The sequence below is a fragment of the Rhodococcus sp. B50 genome (assembly GCF_013602415.1).
GTDB lineage: Bacteria > Actinomycetota > Actinomycetes > Mycobacteriales > Mycobacteriaceae > Rhodococcus.
This window is the reverse complement of the sequence record NZ_WPAG02000002.1, coordinates 945,631-960,606: the sequence shown is the minus strand read 5'-3', so window position 1 is coordinate 960,606 and position 14,976 is coordinate 945,631. Positions and strand designations below refer to the sequence as shown.

The following is a 14,976-nucleotide window of genomic DNA, read 5'->3' as shown; positions in this document are numbered from 1 at the left end:
CGGTGACGGTTCCGCGCCGAGTACAGGAGGAGGTCGGCGGCGATGGCACAGGAGCAGACCACACGCGGTGGCGGCGGAGACGACGACGAGGTCGTCGGTGACGGCGGTGCCGGGCAGGAGCGTCGCGAGAAGCTCGCCTCGGAAACCGACGATCTTCTCGACGAGATCGACGACGTGCTCGAGGAGAACGCGGAGGACTTCGTGCGGGCATATGTGCAGAAAGGTGGCCAGTGACAGCCGAACGGTCCTCTCTTCCCTACCGCGAGGTGCAGCCGAGGCTGCACCTCGCGTCGCCCTTGTCGTCGTTCTCCGACCATCTGCGCATGCATGCCCCGGAGATGCTGCCGGAGAACCGCTTCCGGTTCGAACGAGGTGACCACGTGGACCTCGCCCCGCACGGCACCACCATCGTGGCGCTGACCTTCGACGGGGGTGTGCTGCTCGCCGGGGACCGGCGCGCGACGATGGGCAACCTGATCGCCTCCCGCGATGTCGACAAGGTGTTCATCACCGACAACTATTCGGCGGCCGGCATCGCCGGCACCGCGGGCCTGGCGATCGAACTCGTGCGGCTGTTCGCCGTCGAACTCGAGCACTACGAGAAGATCGAAGGTGTGCCGTTGACCTTCGACGGCAAGGCCAATCGACTGTCGTCGATGGTGCGCGGCAATCTCGGTGCCGCCATGCAGGGGCTGGCCGTGGTACCGCTGCTGGTCGGGTTCGACCTCGACGCCGCCGACGCGCACCGCGCCGGGCGGATCGTGTCCTACGACGTGGTCGGTGGCCGCTACGAGGAACGCGCCGGCTACCACGCGGTCGGTTCGGGTTCGTTGTTCGCCCGGTCGTCGCTGAAGAAGCTCTACCGCGCCGACGCCGACGAGCAGAGCGCGCTGCGTTCCGCCGTCGAGGCGCTGTACGACGCGGCCGACGACGACACCGCCACCGGTGGCCCCGACACCACCCGCGGGATCTACCCGACGGCGGTGGTGATCACCGCGGCCGGGGCCGTGGCGGTCGCGGAGGAAACCCTGTCCGAGCTGGCCCGCAGCATCGTGGCCGACCGCACCGCAGGAGATGCCCGGTGACACTTCCGTACTATGCGTCCGCCGAGCAGATCATGCGCGATCGCTCGGAGCTGGCCCGCAAGGGCATCGCCCGGGGCCGGTCGGTGATCGCATTGATCTACGCCGACGGGGTGCTGCTGGTGGCGGAGAACCCGTCGAAGGCGCTGCACAAGATCAGCGAACTGTACGACCGGGTCGGTTTCGCCGCCGTCGGCAAGTACAACGAGTTCGAGAACCTGCGCCGCGCCGGGATCATGCACGCCGACATGCGTGGCTATTCCTACGATCGGCGGGACGTGACCGGGCGCGCGCTGGCGAACGCCTACGCCCAGACCCTGGGCACGATCTTCACCGAGCAGCCGAAGCCCTACGAGGTGGAGATCTGCGTCGCCGAGGTCGGTCGCGCCGATACCGAGGACGGCCCGCAGCTGTACCGCATCACCTACGACGGCTCGATTGTCGACGAGCCGCAGTTCGTGGTGATGGGCGGCAACACCGAGCCGATCGTCACCGCGCTGCGCTCGTCCTACAAGACCGGTCTGCCGCTCGACGAGGCCGTCGCCGTGGCGGTCACGGCCTTGCAGCAGCCGGTCACCGCCGATGCGGCGCCGCGGGTGCTCGGCCGCGGCGAACTCGAGGTCGCGGTGCTCGAGAAGCAGCGGCCGCGCCGCGCGTTCCGCCGCATCTCGGGGGCGGCGCTCGACGCGCTGCTGCCCGCCGGCTCCGCTCAGCCGGCGCCGTCGGAGACACCCGGCGCCGACCCGGCCCCCGCATCCGGTACCGCATCCGGTACCGAATCCGGTACCGCATCCGGTTCCGATCCCGCACCCGGCCCCGACGCGGGCTGATCCACCGCGAGCCGATAGACGGTCAACGCCGACGGCACCACCTCGAAGTCGAATCCGGTGCCGTCGGTGGGGACCTCCCCGTCGGTGGCCAACGCCACCGGATCCCCGATCACCTGCACCGCCAGGGCCGGGCTGTGCCGATGCCGATACATCGGGGAGGCGCCCAGGGTGCCGGTCGCGGCGGCGACGAGCAGCCGTAGCCGCGAGAACCGGCGCTCGGCCGGCAGATACCGCACATCCAGGGTGCCCGGATCCAGATGCGACCGGGACATCGGCACCTGATCTCCCGGGGTGTAGCGACCGTTGCCGACGAACAGCAACCACACCGCCCGCCCGGCGCCGTCGATCCGCACCGGCATCGGGCTCGCCGTGCGCAGCACCGCCAGCATCGCCAGACCCGCCGCCGGCCACTTGCCGATCCGCGGCTCCCAGTGCTGCCGCAACCGCACCGCATCCGGATAGCCGCCGAGGCTGGCGGTGTTGACGAACCGCCGCACCGTGCGACCGGCCGGTCCGGTCACCGTCACCTGCCCGAGACCCACCGCGACGGCCTGCCCGACGGTGACCGCCCGTACCGTCTCCTCGAGGTCGACCACCCCGAGATCGTGCGCGAAGTGGTTGAGGGTGCCGCCGGGGAAGACCGCCACCGGCAGCCGGGCGTCGACGGCGGTGTCGAGTACCGCCGCGACGGTGCCGTCGCCCCCGCACACCCCCAACGCCGTCGGCCGGTGCTCGGCCAGCAGCCGCGCCAGCTCGTCTGCCGGGTCGCGGTCGGCGTCGAGGTCGACGCGGTGCGCCCCGGGCAGGGCGGCGGTGACGACCGCGGCGATCTCCTCGGCGGTGCCGGCATCACGGTTGACGATCAGCAGCATCCCCTCCCCGCCGGGCAGCGCGGGGGCGGCCGCCGCGACCTGCACGGCGGCCGGTTCGCGGCTGCGCACCGCCCACCAGCGGCGGGTGGACCACGCCACGCTCGCACCGACCGCGGCGCCGACCACGACGTCGCCGGGCCAGTGCACCCCGGTGTGCACCCGGGAATAGGCCACCGCTGCGGCCAGCGGCGCCAGGACCGCTCCGGCTGCAGGGGATTCGAGTGCCACCCCGGTGACGAACGCCGCCGCCGAGGCGGAGTGCCCGGACGGGAACGACGACGAGCGGGGGATCGGCACGCTGCGGCGCAGGAACTTCGGGTCGGTGCGCGCCGGCGGGCGCCGCCGCGGCAACAGTGGTTTGAGCAGTCCGTTGGTCAGGGCGCTGGCCCCGGCCACGGACAGCAGCCCGCGCACCGCGCCGCGCCGCGCGTGGCCCCCGGCGGCGGCGCACACCGCCGCGCACGCCATCCACAGCACACTGTGGTTGGCGGCGCGCCCGAGATCGCGCAACAACGGGTCGGCGGGGGACGGGCGCAGCGCCCCGGTGCGGTCGAACAGGGCCCGGTCGGCGGTGCGGTAGTGCTCGCGCAGGATCACACCTCGACCGTAGATGTCGTTGCCACCCATGGGGGTCGGGTTTGCGCGGTACTGTCGAGGTGTGCAGCGACGAATCATGGGTATCGAGACGGAGTTCGGCGTCACGTGTACCTTCCACGGGCATCGTCGGTTGAGCCCCGACGAGGTGGCCCGCTATCTGTTCCGCCGGGTGGTGTCCTGGGGGCGCAGTTCGAACGTCTTCCTGCGGAACGGGGCGCGACTGTATCTCGATGTCGGCTCGCACCCCGAGTACGCCACCGCCGAGTGCGACGACCTGCTCCAGCTCGTCGAACACGATCATGCCGGCGAGCGGGTCCTCGAGGAACTGCTCATCGACGCCGAGCAGCGTCTCGCCGAAGAGGGCATCGGCGGCGACATCTTCCTGTTCAAGAACAACACCGATTCGGCGGGCAATTCCTACGGCTGCCACGAGAACTATCTCGTCGCCCGGGTCGGTGAGTTCTCCCGCATCTCCGATGTGCTGCTGCCGTTCCTGGTGACCCGGCAGTTGATCTGCGGCGCCGGGAAGGTGCTGCAGACCCCGAAGGCCGCCACCTTCTGCCTGTCGCAACGCGCCGAGCACATCTGGGAGGGCGTCTCGTCGGCGACCACCCGGTCGCGGCCGATCATCAACACCCGCGACGAACCGCACGCCGACGCCGAGAAGTACCGGCGCCTGCACGTGATCGTCGGTGATTCGAACATGTCCGAGACCACCACGATGCTCAAGGTGGGGTCGGCGGCGCTGGTGCTCGAGATGATCGAGGCCGGGGTGCCGTTCCGGGACTTCGCCCTCGACAACCCGATCCGTGCCATCCGTGAGGTCTCCCACGACCTGACCGGCCGGCGCCCGGTGCGCCTGGCCGGCGGCCGGCAGGCCAGCGCCCTGGACATCCAGCGCGAATATCATGCGCGGGCGGTGGAGTATCTGCACCAGCGCGAACCCGACCCGCACGTCGCGCAGGTGGTGGACCTGTGGGGCCGTGTCCTCGACGCCGTCGAATCGCAGGACTTCGCGAAGGTCGACACCGAGATCGACTGGGTGATCAAGCGCAAGCTGTTCCAGCGCTACCAGGACCGCTACAGCATGGAACTGTCGGATCCGAAGATCGCCCAGCTCGACTTGGCCTATCACGACATCAAACGTGGCCGCGGCGTGTTCGACCTGCTGCAACGCAAGGGGCTGGCGGCGCGGGCGACCGACGACGAGTCCGTCGACGCGGCGGTGAACACCCCGCCGCAGACCACCCGCGCGAAGCTACGCGGTGATTTCATCGCCGCCGCGCAGGCCGCCGGCCGCGATTTCACCGTCGACTGGGTGCACCTGAAACTCAACGACCAGGCGCAGCGCACCGTCTTGTGCAAGGACCCCTTCCGGTCGGTGGACGAACGCGTCGAACGGCTCATCGCCTCCATGTGAGCACCGGCGTCCATCGGATCGGACCATTCGGTCCGATCCGATGGACGGTGATGCGGTGCCGGCGGCGCGCGGGCACTAGGGTTGGCCCGTGGCGATCTCGAAAGTCGAACGGCTGGTGAATCTGGTCATCGCGCTGCTGTCCACCCGACAGTTCGTGACCGCGGAGAAGATCCGTGCCTCGGTGGCCGGCTATTCCGAATGCGCGAGCGACGAGGCGTTCAGCCGCATGTTCGAGCGGGACAAGAACGAACTGCGCGATCTCGGGGTGCCGCTCGAGACCGGCCGGCCGTCGCGGTCGTCGACGGTGGAGGGCTACCGCATCAACCGCGACGCCTACGAACTGCCGGAGATCGACCTGACGCGGGAGGAGACCGCCGCCGTCGCCGTCGCCGCCGCGTTGTGGGAATCGCCGGAGCTGACCGCCGCCGCGCAGGGCGCGGTGCTCAAGCTGCGGGCCGCCGGGATCCGCGTCGACACCGACGGCGGGGAGGTGGTGGCGCCGCTGCCGCCGCGCGCCCGCGGCTCCGAGCCGGCGCTGACGGCGCTGCTCGCCGCGATCGACGCCCGGCGGGCGGTGCGGTTCACCCACCGCAGTTCCCCCACCGAGCCGTGGACGACGCGCACCGTCGAACCGTGGGGTGTGGTCACCGTGCACGGCCGCTGGTATCTGGTCGGCCACGACCGGGACCGCGACGCGGTGCGCACCTTCCGCCTGTCCCGCATCGGCGACGAGGTCACCGCGATCGGCCCGGAGGGCGCGGTGCAGATCCCGGAGGGGGTGGATCTGCGGGCCCGGGTGCTGGCCGCGACGTCCCCGGCGGAGGTGACCGGCTCGGCACGGTTGTGGGTGGCGGACGGGCGGGCCTGGGAGCTGCGCCGGCTCGGCCGGCCCGGCGCGGCGCGGGTGGTCGGCGACCGGGACGGGGTGGAACTCGAGGTGCCGGTGCGCTCGTGGGAGTGGATCGCGCGGATCGTCGCCGGACAGGGCGCCGATGCGTTGGTGCTCGACCCGCCGGAGTTGCGGGCCGAGGTGCAGCGCATCCTCGAGCAGGCGGCGACGGATGCGGGGGAGGAGGGTCGATGAGCACACGACTGTCGGCGCGGCTGGGACGACTGCTGAATCTGGTGCCCTATTTCCTGGCGCACCCGGGGATCAGTGCGGCGGAGGCGGCCCGCGATCTCGGGGTCACCCCGAAGCAGGTGATGGACGATCTGAACCAGTTGTGGGTGTGCGGGCTGCCCGGCTACGGCCCCGGCGACCTGATCGACCTGTCCTTCTCCGAGGACAGCATCGTGGTGACCTTCACCGCCGGCATCGACCGGCCGCTGCGGTTGACCTCCACCGAGGCCACCGCGCTGCTCGTGGCGTTGCGGTCGCTGCAGGAGATGCCCGGGGTGGTCGACCCGTCCGCGGCGCAGTCCGCGATCGCGAAGATCGAGGCGGCGGCCGGCACCGCCGCCACCCCCACCGAGACCGTCGCCGATCCGGATCCGGGGACCGCCGGGGACTCCGATGCGGCCGGGCAGGTGCGGGCCGCGGTGCGCGACGGCCGTGCCGTGCATCTGACCTACTATTCGGCCTCCCGCGACACCGTCTCCGAGCGGGACGTCGACCCGATCCGCATCGTGATCATCGACGAGCACGCCTATCTGCAGGCCTGGTGCCGCAGCGCCGAAGGGGTGCGGCTGTTCCGCTTCGACCGCATCGACGCCGCCACCGTGCTCGACGAGCCGGCCCGGCCCCCGCACCGGGCGCTGACCGACGACGAGCACCTCGAACTGTTCGAGGGCGACCCGTCGCTGCCCGCCGCGCGGTTGCGCATCGCCCCGTTCTACACCTGGCTGCTCGACTACTACCCGCTCACCGATGTGCAGGTGCGCTCCGACGGCAGCTGCGAGGCGTCGATGCGGTACGCCTCCCCGGCGTGGATGGCGCGGTTGCTCGTCGGGCTCGGCGCCGGGGTGCGGGTGCTCGACCCGCCGCAGTTGCGGGCGGCGGTGCGGGCGCGGGCCGAGTCGGCGCTGGCGGCCTACGCCGATCTCGGCCGGGAGAACGCGGCCCGCGGCACGGGCCCGGCCTCCTGAGCGCGGCTGTTGTGAAACATCTCTGTGAATCCTCCGCAAATTGTGGGTGGATACACCAGCGCGGGCCCTCGGGGTGTGCTCGAGGTCCGGTAGCATCGGTCGGAGCCGATCAGTGGAGGTTGTTGTAAATGGGTGCAATGAGCCCCTGGCACTGGGCCATCGTGGCGCTGGTGGTCGTGATTCTCTTCGGTTCGAAGAAGCTGCCCGACGCCGCGCGCGGCCTCGGTCGTTCGCTCCGGATCTTCAAGAGCGAGGTCAAGGAGATGCAGAACGACGACGCCCGGACGTCCACGCCGCAGCAGCCGGCGCCGAATCCGTTGCCGGCCGCGCAGCCGACGACCGATCCTGCCGCGCCGAACACGCACACCGAACCGCGGTCTGCCTGACCGACGTTCATCCTGCCGGGGCGCCCACCACGGGTGTCCCGGCGTTCCGCTGACCCCGGCACGCTGTGGCGCCGGTGGTCTCGACAGGAGCTGAGAACCGCACCGTGCGCATCCCGTTCGATCCGCGCCGAAGCCGGCGCAAGACCAACCCCGACGGCACCATGTCGCTGGTCGAGCACCTCTACGAATTGCGCACGCGTCTGCTGATCGCTCTCGCTGCGGTCGTGCTCACCACCATCCTCGGGTTCGTCTGGTACAGCCGCAGCCTGTTCGGCCTCGACAGTCTCGGGGAGATCCTGCGTGGTCCCTACTGCGACCTGCCGGCCTCGGCCCGCGCCGATCTGAGCAGCGACGGCTCGTGCCGGCTGCTCGCCACCGGCCCGTTCGAACAGTTCATGCTGCGCCTGAAGGTCGCCGCCACCGCCGGCATCGTGATGGCGTGCCCGGTGTGGCTGTACCAGCTGTGGGCGTTCGTCACCCCCGGCCTGTACCGCAAGGAACGCCGCTACGCCGTCGGCTTCGTCACCTGCGGGGCGACGCTGTTCGTCGCCGGCGCGGTGCTGGCCTATCTGGTGATCTCCCACGCGTTGTCGTTCCTGCTCAGCGTCGGCAACGACGTGCAGGTCACCGCACTGTCGGGCGCGGAGTACTTCGGGTTCCTCATCAACCTGCTGGTGATCTTCGGGGTGTCCTTCGAGATCCCGCTGGTGATCGTCGCGCTCAACGGGGTGGGGGTGCTGCCCTACGCCAAGCTCAAGGCGTGGCGGCGCGGGCTGATCATGGCGGTGTTCGTCTTCGCCGCCATCGCCACCCCCGGCCAGGATCCGTTCTCGATGCTGGCGTTGGCGTTGGCGTTGACGTTGCTCGTGGAGTTCGCCATCCAGATCGCCCGGGTGACCGACCGGCGGCGCGCCCGCAAGGCCCGCGCGGAGGGCTGGGCCGATCTCGACGACGACGAGGGCTCGACGATCGCCGCGCCGAGCCCGGTGGAGCCGGCGGCCCCCACCGACACCGTCCGGACCGACCCGGCCCGCACCGACTACTCCGACACCCTGTGACCGGCGACCTCGTGCCCGGCACGGGCGGTGACGACGATCCGGGCACCGCGCTGCTCGCCGTCACCCCGCAACTCGCCGACTTCGCCGGGGGGCTCGGGTTCCCCCTCGACCCGTTCCAGATCGAGGCGTGCCGCGCCCTCGAGGGCGGCCATTCGGTGCTGGTGTGCGCCCCCACCGGCGCCGGCAAGACCGTCGTCGGTGAGTTCGCGGTGTATCTGGCGCTGCGGGCCGGCTCCAAGTGCTTCTACACCACCCCGATCAAGGCGCTGAGCAACCAGAAGTACGCCGACCTGTGTGCCCGGCACGGCCGGGACTCGGTCGGTCTGCTCACCGGCGACCAGTCCATCAATTCCGATGCGCCGGTGGTGGTGATGACCACCGAGGTGCTGCGCAACATGATCTACGCGTCGTCCACCGCCCTGATCGGGCTCACCCACGTGGTGATGGACGAGGTGCACTTCCTCGCCGACCGGTTCCGCGGCGCGGTGTGGGAAGAGGTGATCCTGCACCTGCCGGAGGACGTGCGGCTGGCGTCGCTGTCGGCGACGGTGTCCAACGCCGAGGAGTTCGGCGACTGGATGACCACGGTGCGCGGCGACACCACCGTCGTCGTCGACGAGGTGCGGCCCATCCCGCTGCACCAGCACATGATGCTCGGCTCCCGCATCTACGATCTGTTCGATCGCCGCGCCGACACCGAGACCGCCCCCACCCGGCGGCGCCGCGACATCGTCGTCAACCCGGAACTGGCGTCGGCGGTGCGGCAACGGCAGAGCCTGTCCGGGATGGACCGGTGGGGCGAACGCGGCCCCCGTTTCCGGCCGCCGCCACGACCGGAGGTCATCGTCCGCCTCGACCGCGACGGCCTGCTGCCGGCCATCACGTTCGTGTTCAGCCGCGCCGGCTGTGACGCCGCGGTGCAGCAGTGCCTGCGCTCCGGACTCCACCTGACCGACGAGACCGAAGCCGCCGAGATCCGCCGGATCGTCGACGAGCACACCCGTGATCTGCCGCGCGGTGATCTCGAGGTGCTCGGCTACGCGTCGTGGCGCACCGCCCTCGAACGCGGCATCGCCGCCCACCACGCCGGGATGCTGCCGGCCTTCCGGCACACCGTCGAGGAATTGTTCGTGCGCGGGCTGGTGCGGGCGGTGTTCGCCACCGAAACCCTCGCCCTGGGCATCAACATGCCGGCGCGCACCGTGGTGCTCGAGAAGCTCGTCAAGTTCAACGGCGACACCCACGCCGAACTGACCCCCGGCGAGTACACGCAGCTGACCGGCCGGGCCGGGCGGCGCGGCATCGACGTCGAAGGCCACGCGGTGGTGCTGTGGCAGCCCGGCATCGAACCGGCCTCCGTCGCCGGGCTCGCCTCCACCCGCACCTTCCCGCTGCGCAGCTCGTTCCGCCCGTCCTACAACATGGCGGTCAACCTCATCGACGCCGTCGGGGTGGACCGGTCGCGGGCGCTGCTCGAGATGTCCTTCGCCCAGTTCCAAGCCGACAAATCGGTGGTCGGGCTCAAACGCGGCATCGACCGCAACGAGACCACCCTGGCGCAGCTGCGCGAGCAGCTCGGCGGTGAGGGCAGCGAAATCCTCGACTATCTGCGGGCGCGCGCCGAACTGACCGACGCCGAACGCGCCCACGAGCGACGCGGAAAGCAGGATCGGCGGACCGCGGCGGTGGCGTCGCTGGTGACCCTGCGCCGCGGCGACATCATCGCCGTGCCCGCCGGCAAACACACCGGACTCGCGGTGGTGGTCCTGCCGGACACCGACGCCGGCGATCCGCGGCCGCAGGTCGTCACCACCGACGGCTGGTCCGGTCGCCTCTCGGCCGGAGATTTCCCGACCCCGGCGACGGTGCTGGGCTCGCTGCGGTTGCCGCGGCACGTCGATCACCGCACCGGCCGCGGCCGCCGCGACATCGCGTCGGCGCTGCGGTCGAAGGGTCTGGTGCCGCCGCGCCGGCCCAAGCGCAGCAAGGCCAAGGGCGACACCCGCGAGATCGATGCGCTGCGCCGCGAGCTCAAGCATCATCCCGCCCGCAAGCATCCCGATCTGGACTCGCTCGCGCGTGTCGGGGAGCGCTACCACCGGTTGCTGCGCGAAACCCAGCAGCAGCGCCGCAAGGCCGCCGCCGCCACGGATTCGCTGGCGCGCACCTTCGAGAAGATCGTCGCGTTGCTCACCGAACGCGGCTATCTCACCGAGGGGGACGATCCGGCGACCACCGAGGCGGGGGAACGCCTCGCCCGGATCTACACCGAATCGGACCTGCTGGTCGCCGAATGCGTGCGCCGCCGCGCCTGGGCGGGACTGTCCGCGGCCGAGTTGGCGGCGGTCGCCTCGGCGGTGATCTACGAGTCGCGCACCGACGAACCGGTCACCGTGGTCGGCCCCACCGGACCGATCCGGCACGCGCTGGCCGAGACCACCCGGCTGTGCGACGGGTTGCGGGCCGACGAGATCCGGCACCGGCTGCCCCCGACCCGCGAACCGGATCTGGGGTTCGTCACCGCCGCCTACACCTGGGCGTCCACCGCGTCGCTGACCGAGGCGCTCGTCGCCGCGGAGGCGGCCGGCAAGGAACTCTCACCCGGGGATTTCGTGCGGTGGTGCCGGCAACTGATCGACCTGCTCGACCAGATCCGCACGTGCGCGGACGATCCGGAGCTCGCGCGCACCGCCGGCAAGGCCGTCGGTGCGGTGCGCCGCGGTGTCGTCGCCGTCGATCCCACCGCCGAGTAGATCGCCCGGTGGGCGTGGATGCTCCTGCGGCGGGTGGACGCTACCGTATGGGCACACAACGGGAAGGGTGAGTGGAGACGACGATGACCGGGCCGAACGAACCGCAGGACTCGCCGGGGCAGAGGCCACCGGAATCGCCGGATCCGTGGGCGCCGAACCCGACGGGTGAGCAGCCCGGATCGCCGTGGGCGCCCCCCGCAGGCGAACAGCAACAGTGGGGGCAGGGCAGCGGCACCGGATGGGGCCGGTCGCCCTCCGGGCAGTCGCCGTGGCAACCCGACGCCGGCTCGGGCGGTGCGGGCGGGACTGCGCCGCAGCCCGGGTGGGCGCCGCCCGCCGGCGGGGGGCAACCGAATCCCGGGCAGCAGAACCCGTGGGGTGCGCCGTCCGGGGCGCCGCAGCAGGGATGGGGTCCGGCCCCGCAGCAACCCGCCCCCGGCTGGGGTCAGCAGCCGCCGGGGCAACAGGTGCCGGGCTGGGGTCAGCAGCCGGGAGCACAACCGTGGGGAGCGCCCGGCCGACCGGGCCGGCCCGCACCCGGTTGGGGTGGGCCGCAGCCCGCCGGTGCGCAGCCCTGGGGTGCGCCGGCGAACGCCTGGCAGCAGCCCGGCGGCACACCCCCGCAGAACGGGAAGTCGAAGCTGCCGTGGATCCTCGGCGGCGTCGGCCTCGTCGTGCTGCTCGCCGTCGTCGGGATCCTCGCCGCCACCATGTTCGGCGGCAAGGTCCTCGACACCGAATCCACCCAGGCCGGCATCGCGAAGGTGCTCACCGAGTCGTACGGGGCCGGTCAGGTCGGTGATGTGCAGTGCCCCGGCGACCAGAAGGTCGAGGTCGGGCACAGCTTCACCTGCGCGGTCACCGTGGACGGCCAGTTCCGGGAGGTGACCGTCACCGTCACCGACGACAACGGCACCTACGAGGTGGGCCGCCCCAACTGACCGAGCCGGGTCAGCGGTCGGCCAGGGCCGCGACCAGCGCGGACACCGGCCGTTCCAGACCCCACCGCTGCGCCAGCGCCGTGAGCTGCCCGGGGTCGGCCGGTGCGGTCGGCAGCACGTCGGGGCGGGACAGGACCACGTCCGCGTCGGTGGCGACCCGTACCACCGGCATCGCCGCATCCAGATAGTCCGCCGCGGCGGCGAGTTTCACCCGCATGCCCTTCGCCAGCGACGACGACTCGTCGAGCGCTGCGGCGCGCACCGCGTCGAGGGAGCCGTACTGCTGCAGCAGCGCCGCGGCGGTCTTCTCGCCGACCCCCTTGACGCCGGGCAACCCGTCCGAGGGATCCCCGCGCAGCGCCGCGAGTTCGGCGTAGGCCGCGCCCGCCCGCGCGGCCGGCACCCCGTAGCGGTCGGCGACCAGCGCCGGATCGAACAGCTCCGCCTTGGCCAGGCCGCGACCGGCGTAGAGCACCCGCACCGGCACCGGGCTGTCGGTGACCACCTGCAGCAGGTCGCGGTCGCCGCTGACCACGATCACCCGGTCGGTTCTCTCCTGGGCGGCGAGGGTGCCGAGCACGTCGTCGGCCTCGAAACCGGCCGCGCCGCCGGTGGCGATGCCGGCGGCGGCGAGCACCTCGAGGATCACCGGCACCTGCGGCAGCAGCGCGGGCGGGACCTCCTCGACGGTGCCGTCGGAACCGGCGGCGACCCGGTGCGCCTTGTAGCCGGGGATCGCCGCGACGCGGAAGGCGGGGCGCCAGTCCAGGTCCAGGCACACCACCAGCCGGGTGGGGTGGTGGGCGCGGATCAGCGCGGCCACCATGTCCACGAACCCGCGCACCGCGTTGACCGGGCTGCCGTCGGGGGCGGTGACCTTCTCCGGGATGGCATGGAAGGCGCGGAACCACAGGCTCGCGCCGTCGAGCAGCATCAACGTGGGGTCCGGTGCGGGCGTGGGGTTCTCCGGTGCGGTCACGGACCACATCCTGCCATCCGGCCGCGGCCACTAGGCTCGGATGCATGACCCCTGCCGCCACCCGATTCCCCGCCGACCGTTACGCGGCCCGCCTGGCCCGCGCCGCCGAACTCGGTGCCGCCGCCGGTTTCGACGCGCTGCTCATCACCCCCGGACCGGACCTGCGGTATCTGACCGGGTCGCGCGCCGAGTCGTTCGAACGCCTGACCTGTCTGGTGCTCCCCACCGACGGCTCCGGCGCCACCGTGGTGGTCCCCCGGCTGGAACTGGCGTCGCTCGACGACTCCGCCATCGGTGAACTGGATCTGCCGGTGCGCGACTGGGTGGACGGTCAGGACCCCTACGCCCTCGTGCGCGAACTCGCGCCGACTGCGGGGGCGTTCGCGGTGGCCGAGGCGATGCCGGCGCTGCATCTGGTGCCGCTGACCGCCCGGTTCGGTGCCGCCCCGGCGCTCGCGACGTCGGTGATCCGGCAGCTGCGGATGGTCAAGGACGCCGACGAGGTCGAGGCGTTGCGTCGCGCCGGTGCCGCCATCGACCGGGTACACGCCCGCATGGGTGAATGGCTGCGGGCCGGGCGCACCGAAGCCGAGGTGGCCGCGGACATCACCGCGGCGATCCTCGACGAGGGGCACACCGCGGCGGCGTTCGTCATCGTCGGTTCCGGCCCGCACGGCGCCGACCCGCACCACGAGGTGTCCGACCGGGTCATCGAATCCGGCGACATCGTCGTCATCGACATCGGCGGTCCCGTCGAACCGGGCTACTACTCGGATTCGACCCGCACCTACAGCATCGGCGAACCGAACCCGGAGATCGCGACGAAGATCGCGGTGCTCGAGAAGGCGCAGCAGACGGCGGTGGACGCGGTGCGTCCCGGGGTGCGCGCCGAGGACGTCGACGCCGCCGCCCGCAACCTGCTCGCCGCCGCCGGCTACGGGGAGGCGTTCGTGCATCGCACCGGGCACGGCATCGGGCTGTCGGTGCACGAGGAGCCGTACATCGTCTCCGGCAACGACGACATCCTGCAGCCCGGCATGGCGTTCAGCATCGAACCGGGCATCTACTTCCGCGGCGACTGGGGTGCGCGGATCGAGGACATCGTCGTCGTCACCGAGGACGGCTGCGAGTCGATGAACCTGCGCCCGCACGGGCTGACGGTGCTGCCGGGCTGAGACCCGACACTGCCTCCCGGCAAGCGACCCGGGACACTGGCCGCATGAACCACACCGCGCAGGGAACCGTCGTCATCTTCGGGGGTCGCAGCGAGATCGGCGTCGAGGTCGCCACCCGGCTCGCCCCGGGCCGCACCGTGATCCTGGCCGCGCGTCGCGCCGACGACCTGGTCGACGAGTGCACCGTGGTGCGGGCGGCGGGCGCGACCGCGGTGCACGCGGTGGAGTTCGACGCCGACTCCCTCGACACCCACCCGGCGGTGCTCGACCGCATCGCCGCCTTCGGGCCGATCGACGTGGCGGTCCTGGCCTTCGGGATCCTCGGCGACCAGGCCCGCGCGGAAACCGATGTGGCCCATGCGGTGTCGATCGTGCACACCGACTACCTGGCGCAGGTCGCGTTGCTCACCGACCTGGCGCAGCGGCTGCGCGCACAAGGCTCGGGCCGGCTGGTGGTGTTCTCCTCCGTCGCCGGGTGGCGGGTGCGCCGCGCCAACTATGTCTACGGCTCCGCAAAGGCCGGCCTCGACGGTTTTGCGTCCGGCCTGGCGGATGCCCTGCACGGCAGCGGAATCTCGCTGCTGCTGGTGCGCCCCGGTTTCGTGATCGGGCGGATGACGGAGGGGATGAGCCCGGCGCCGCTGTCGAGCACCCCGCCGCAGGTCGCCGACGCGACGGTGCGGGCGCTGCACCGCGGGCGCGGACAGGTGTGGGTGCCGGCGGTGCTGCGGCCGGTGTTCTTCGGGATGCGGCTGGTGCCGCGCGCGCTCTGGCGGCGGCTGCCGCGCTGACCGCCGG

13 protein-coding genes and 1 pseudogene are annotated in these 14,976 nt (G+C 71.9%); 12 read left to right on the top strand and 2 right to left on the bottom strand.

Going from position 1 to position 14,976, the window contains the following annotated elements:
- The first annotated feature begins 42 nt into the window (after window positions 1–42).
- From GON09_RS04745 to prcA, 3 genes are all read left to right on the top strand, one after another.
- Window positions 43–234 carry a ubiquitin-like protein Pup gene (locus GON09_RS04745; protein WP_059384481.1) on the top strand — a complete coding sequence of 64 codons (192 nt, stop codon included), beginning with the start codon at window positions 43–45 and terminating at the stop codon, window positions 232–234.
- 89 nt (window positions 235–323) lie between these two features.
- Window positions 324–1,085: a proteasome subunit beta gene (gene prcB / locus GON09_RS04740; RefSeq protein WP_244865858.1), complete on the top strand. Its 762-nt coding sequence runs from the start codon at window positions 324–326 to the stop codon at window positions 1,083–1,085.
- On the top strand, window positions 1,082–1,912 hold the full coding sequence (prcA, locus tag GON09_RS28260; protein WP_307854309.1) for a proteasome subunit alpha: 831 nt from the start codon (window positions 1,082–1,084) through the stop codon (window positions 1,910–1,912). Before prcB ends, prcA begins: the two co-directional genes overlap by 4 nt.
- Window positions 1,913–1,920: 8 nt before the next feature.
- On the opposite strand, the pseudogene GON09_RS04735 reads toward prcA, so the two are convergent.
- Window positions 1,921–3,411 (bottom strand): annotated as a pseudogene (locus GON09_RS04735) (bifunctional phosphatase PAP2/diacylglycerol kinase family protein); the annotation flags it as partial.
- Window positions 3,412–3,442: 31 nt separating this feature from the next.
- Here GON09_RS04735 and pafA point away from each other — a divergent pair.
- The 7 genes from pafA (at window position 3,443) to GON09_RS28255 (ending at window position 12,024) form a co-directional block, all read left to right on the top strand.
- A complete protein-coding gene (gene pafA / locus GON09_RS04730) occupies window positions 3,443–4,801 on the top strand; it encodes a Pup--protein ligase (RefSeq protein ID WP_095092094.1) in 1,359 nt (452 codons plus the stop codon).
- An 88-nt stretch (window positions 4,802–4,889) separates the two neighbouring features.
- Window positions 4,890–5,885, top strand: coding sequence for a helix-turn-helix transcriptional regulator (locus GON09_RS04725; RefSeq protein WP_213930814.1), 996 nt, complete (start codon window positions 4,890–4,892; stop codon window positions 5,883–5,885).
- Complete coding sequence (locus GON09_RS04720; RefSeq protein ID WP_213930813.1) at window positions 5,882–6,886, top strand: helix-turn-helix transcriptional regulator; 1,005 nt, start codon at window positions 5,882–5,884, stop codon at window positions 6,884–6,886. The genes GON09_RS04725 and GON09_RS04720 overlap by 4 nt, the downstream gene beginning before the upstream one ends.
- Window positions 6,887–7,014: 128 nt before the next feature.
- Window positions 7,015–7,272: a Sec-independent protein translocase subunit TatA gene (gene tatA / locus GON09_RS04715; RefSeq protein ID WP_213930812.1), complete on the top strand. Its 258-nt coding sequence runs from the start codon at window positions 7,015–7,017 to the stop codon at window positions 7,270–7,272.
- A 104-nt stretch (window positions 7,273–7,376) separates the two neighbouring features.
- Complete coding sequence (gene tatC / locus GON09_RS04710) at window positions 7,377–8,330, top strand: twin-arginine translocase subunit TatC (protein WP_213930811.1); 954 nt, start codon at window positions 7,377–7,379, stop codon at window positions 8,328–8,330.
- An 11-nt stretch (window positions 8,331–8,341) separates the two neighbouring features.
- Window positions 8,342–11,083 carry a DEAD/DEAH box helicase gene (locus GON09_RS04705; RefSeq protein WP_374195384.1) on the top strand — a complete coding sequence of 914 codons (2,742 nt, stop codon included), beginning with the start codon at window positions 8,342–8,344 and terminating at the stop codon, window positions 11,081–11,083.
- Between the two features lie 83 nt (window positions 11,084–11,166).
- The gene (locus GON09_RS28255) at window positions 11,167–12,024 is read left to right on the top strand and encodes a DUF4333 domain-containing protein (RefSeq protein WP_244865378.1); all 858 of its coding nucleotides are present in this window, start codon (window positions 11,167–11,169) and stop codon (window positions 12,022–12,024) included.
- Between the two features lie 10 nt (window positions 12,025–12,034).
- On the opposite strand, the gene GON09_RS04695 is transcribed toward GON09_RS28255, so the two are convergent.
- Complete coding sequence (locus GON09_RS04695) at window positions 12,035–13,012, bottom strand: 5'-3' exonuclease (protein ID WP_213930810.1); 978 nt, start codon at window positions 13,010–13,012, stop codon at window positions 12,035–12,037.
- A 35-nt stretch (window positions 13,013–13,047) separates the two neighbouring features.
- Here GON09_RS04695 and GON09_RS04690 point away from each other — a divergent pair, with 35 nt between their 5' ends.
- Entirely contained in the window at window positions 13,048–14,178 is a 1,131-nt protein-coding gene (locus GON09_RS04690; protein WP_213930809.1) for a M24 family metallopeptidase, read from the top strand.
- 44 nt (window positions 14,179–14,222) lie between these two features.
- Window positions 14,223–14,969 carry an SDR family NAD(P)-dependent oxidoreductase gene (locus GON09_RS04685; protein WP_213930808.1) on the top strand — a complete coding sequence of 249 codons (747 nt, stop codon included), beginning with the start codon at window positions 14,223–14,225 and terminating at the stop codon, window positions 14,967–14,969.
- Window positions 14,970–14,976: the final 7 nt, after the last annotated feature.

Bases quoted from the DNA above. Each gene is read 5' to 3' on its own strand.
- GON09_RS04745 (WP_059384481.1), top strand. From the start codon at position 43: ATGGCACAGGAGCAGACCACACGCGGTGGCGGCGGAGACGACGACGAG.
- prcB (WP_244865858.1), top strand. From the start codon at position 324: ATGCATGCCCCGGAGATGCTGCCGGAGAACCGCTTCCGGTTCGAACGA.
- GON09_RS04720 (WP_213930813.1), top strand. From the start codon at position 5,882: ATGAGCACACGACTGTCGGCGCGGCTGGGACGACTGCTGAATCTGGTG.
- tatA (WP_213930812.1), top strand. From the start codon at position 7,015: ATGGGTGCAATGAGCCCCTGGCACTGGGCCATCGTGGCGCTGGTGGTC.
- GON09_RS28255 (WP_244865378.1), top strand. From the start codon at position 11,167: ATGACCGGGCCGAACGAACCGCAGGACTCGCCGGGGCAGAGGCCACCG.
- GON09_RS04695 (WP_213930810.1), bottom strand. From the start codon at position 13,012: ATGTGGTCCGTGACCGCACCGGAGAACCCCACGCCCGCACCGGACCCC.
- GON09_RS04690 (WP_213930809.1), top strand. From the start codon at position 13,048: ATGACCCCTGCCGCCACCCGATTCCCCGCCGACCGTTACGCGGCCCGC.
- GON09_RS04685 (WP_213930808.1), top strand. From the start codon at position 14,223: ATGAACCACACCGCGCAGGGAACCGTCGTCATCTTCGGGGGTCGCAGC.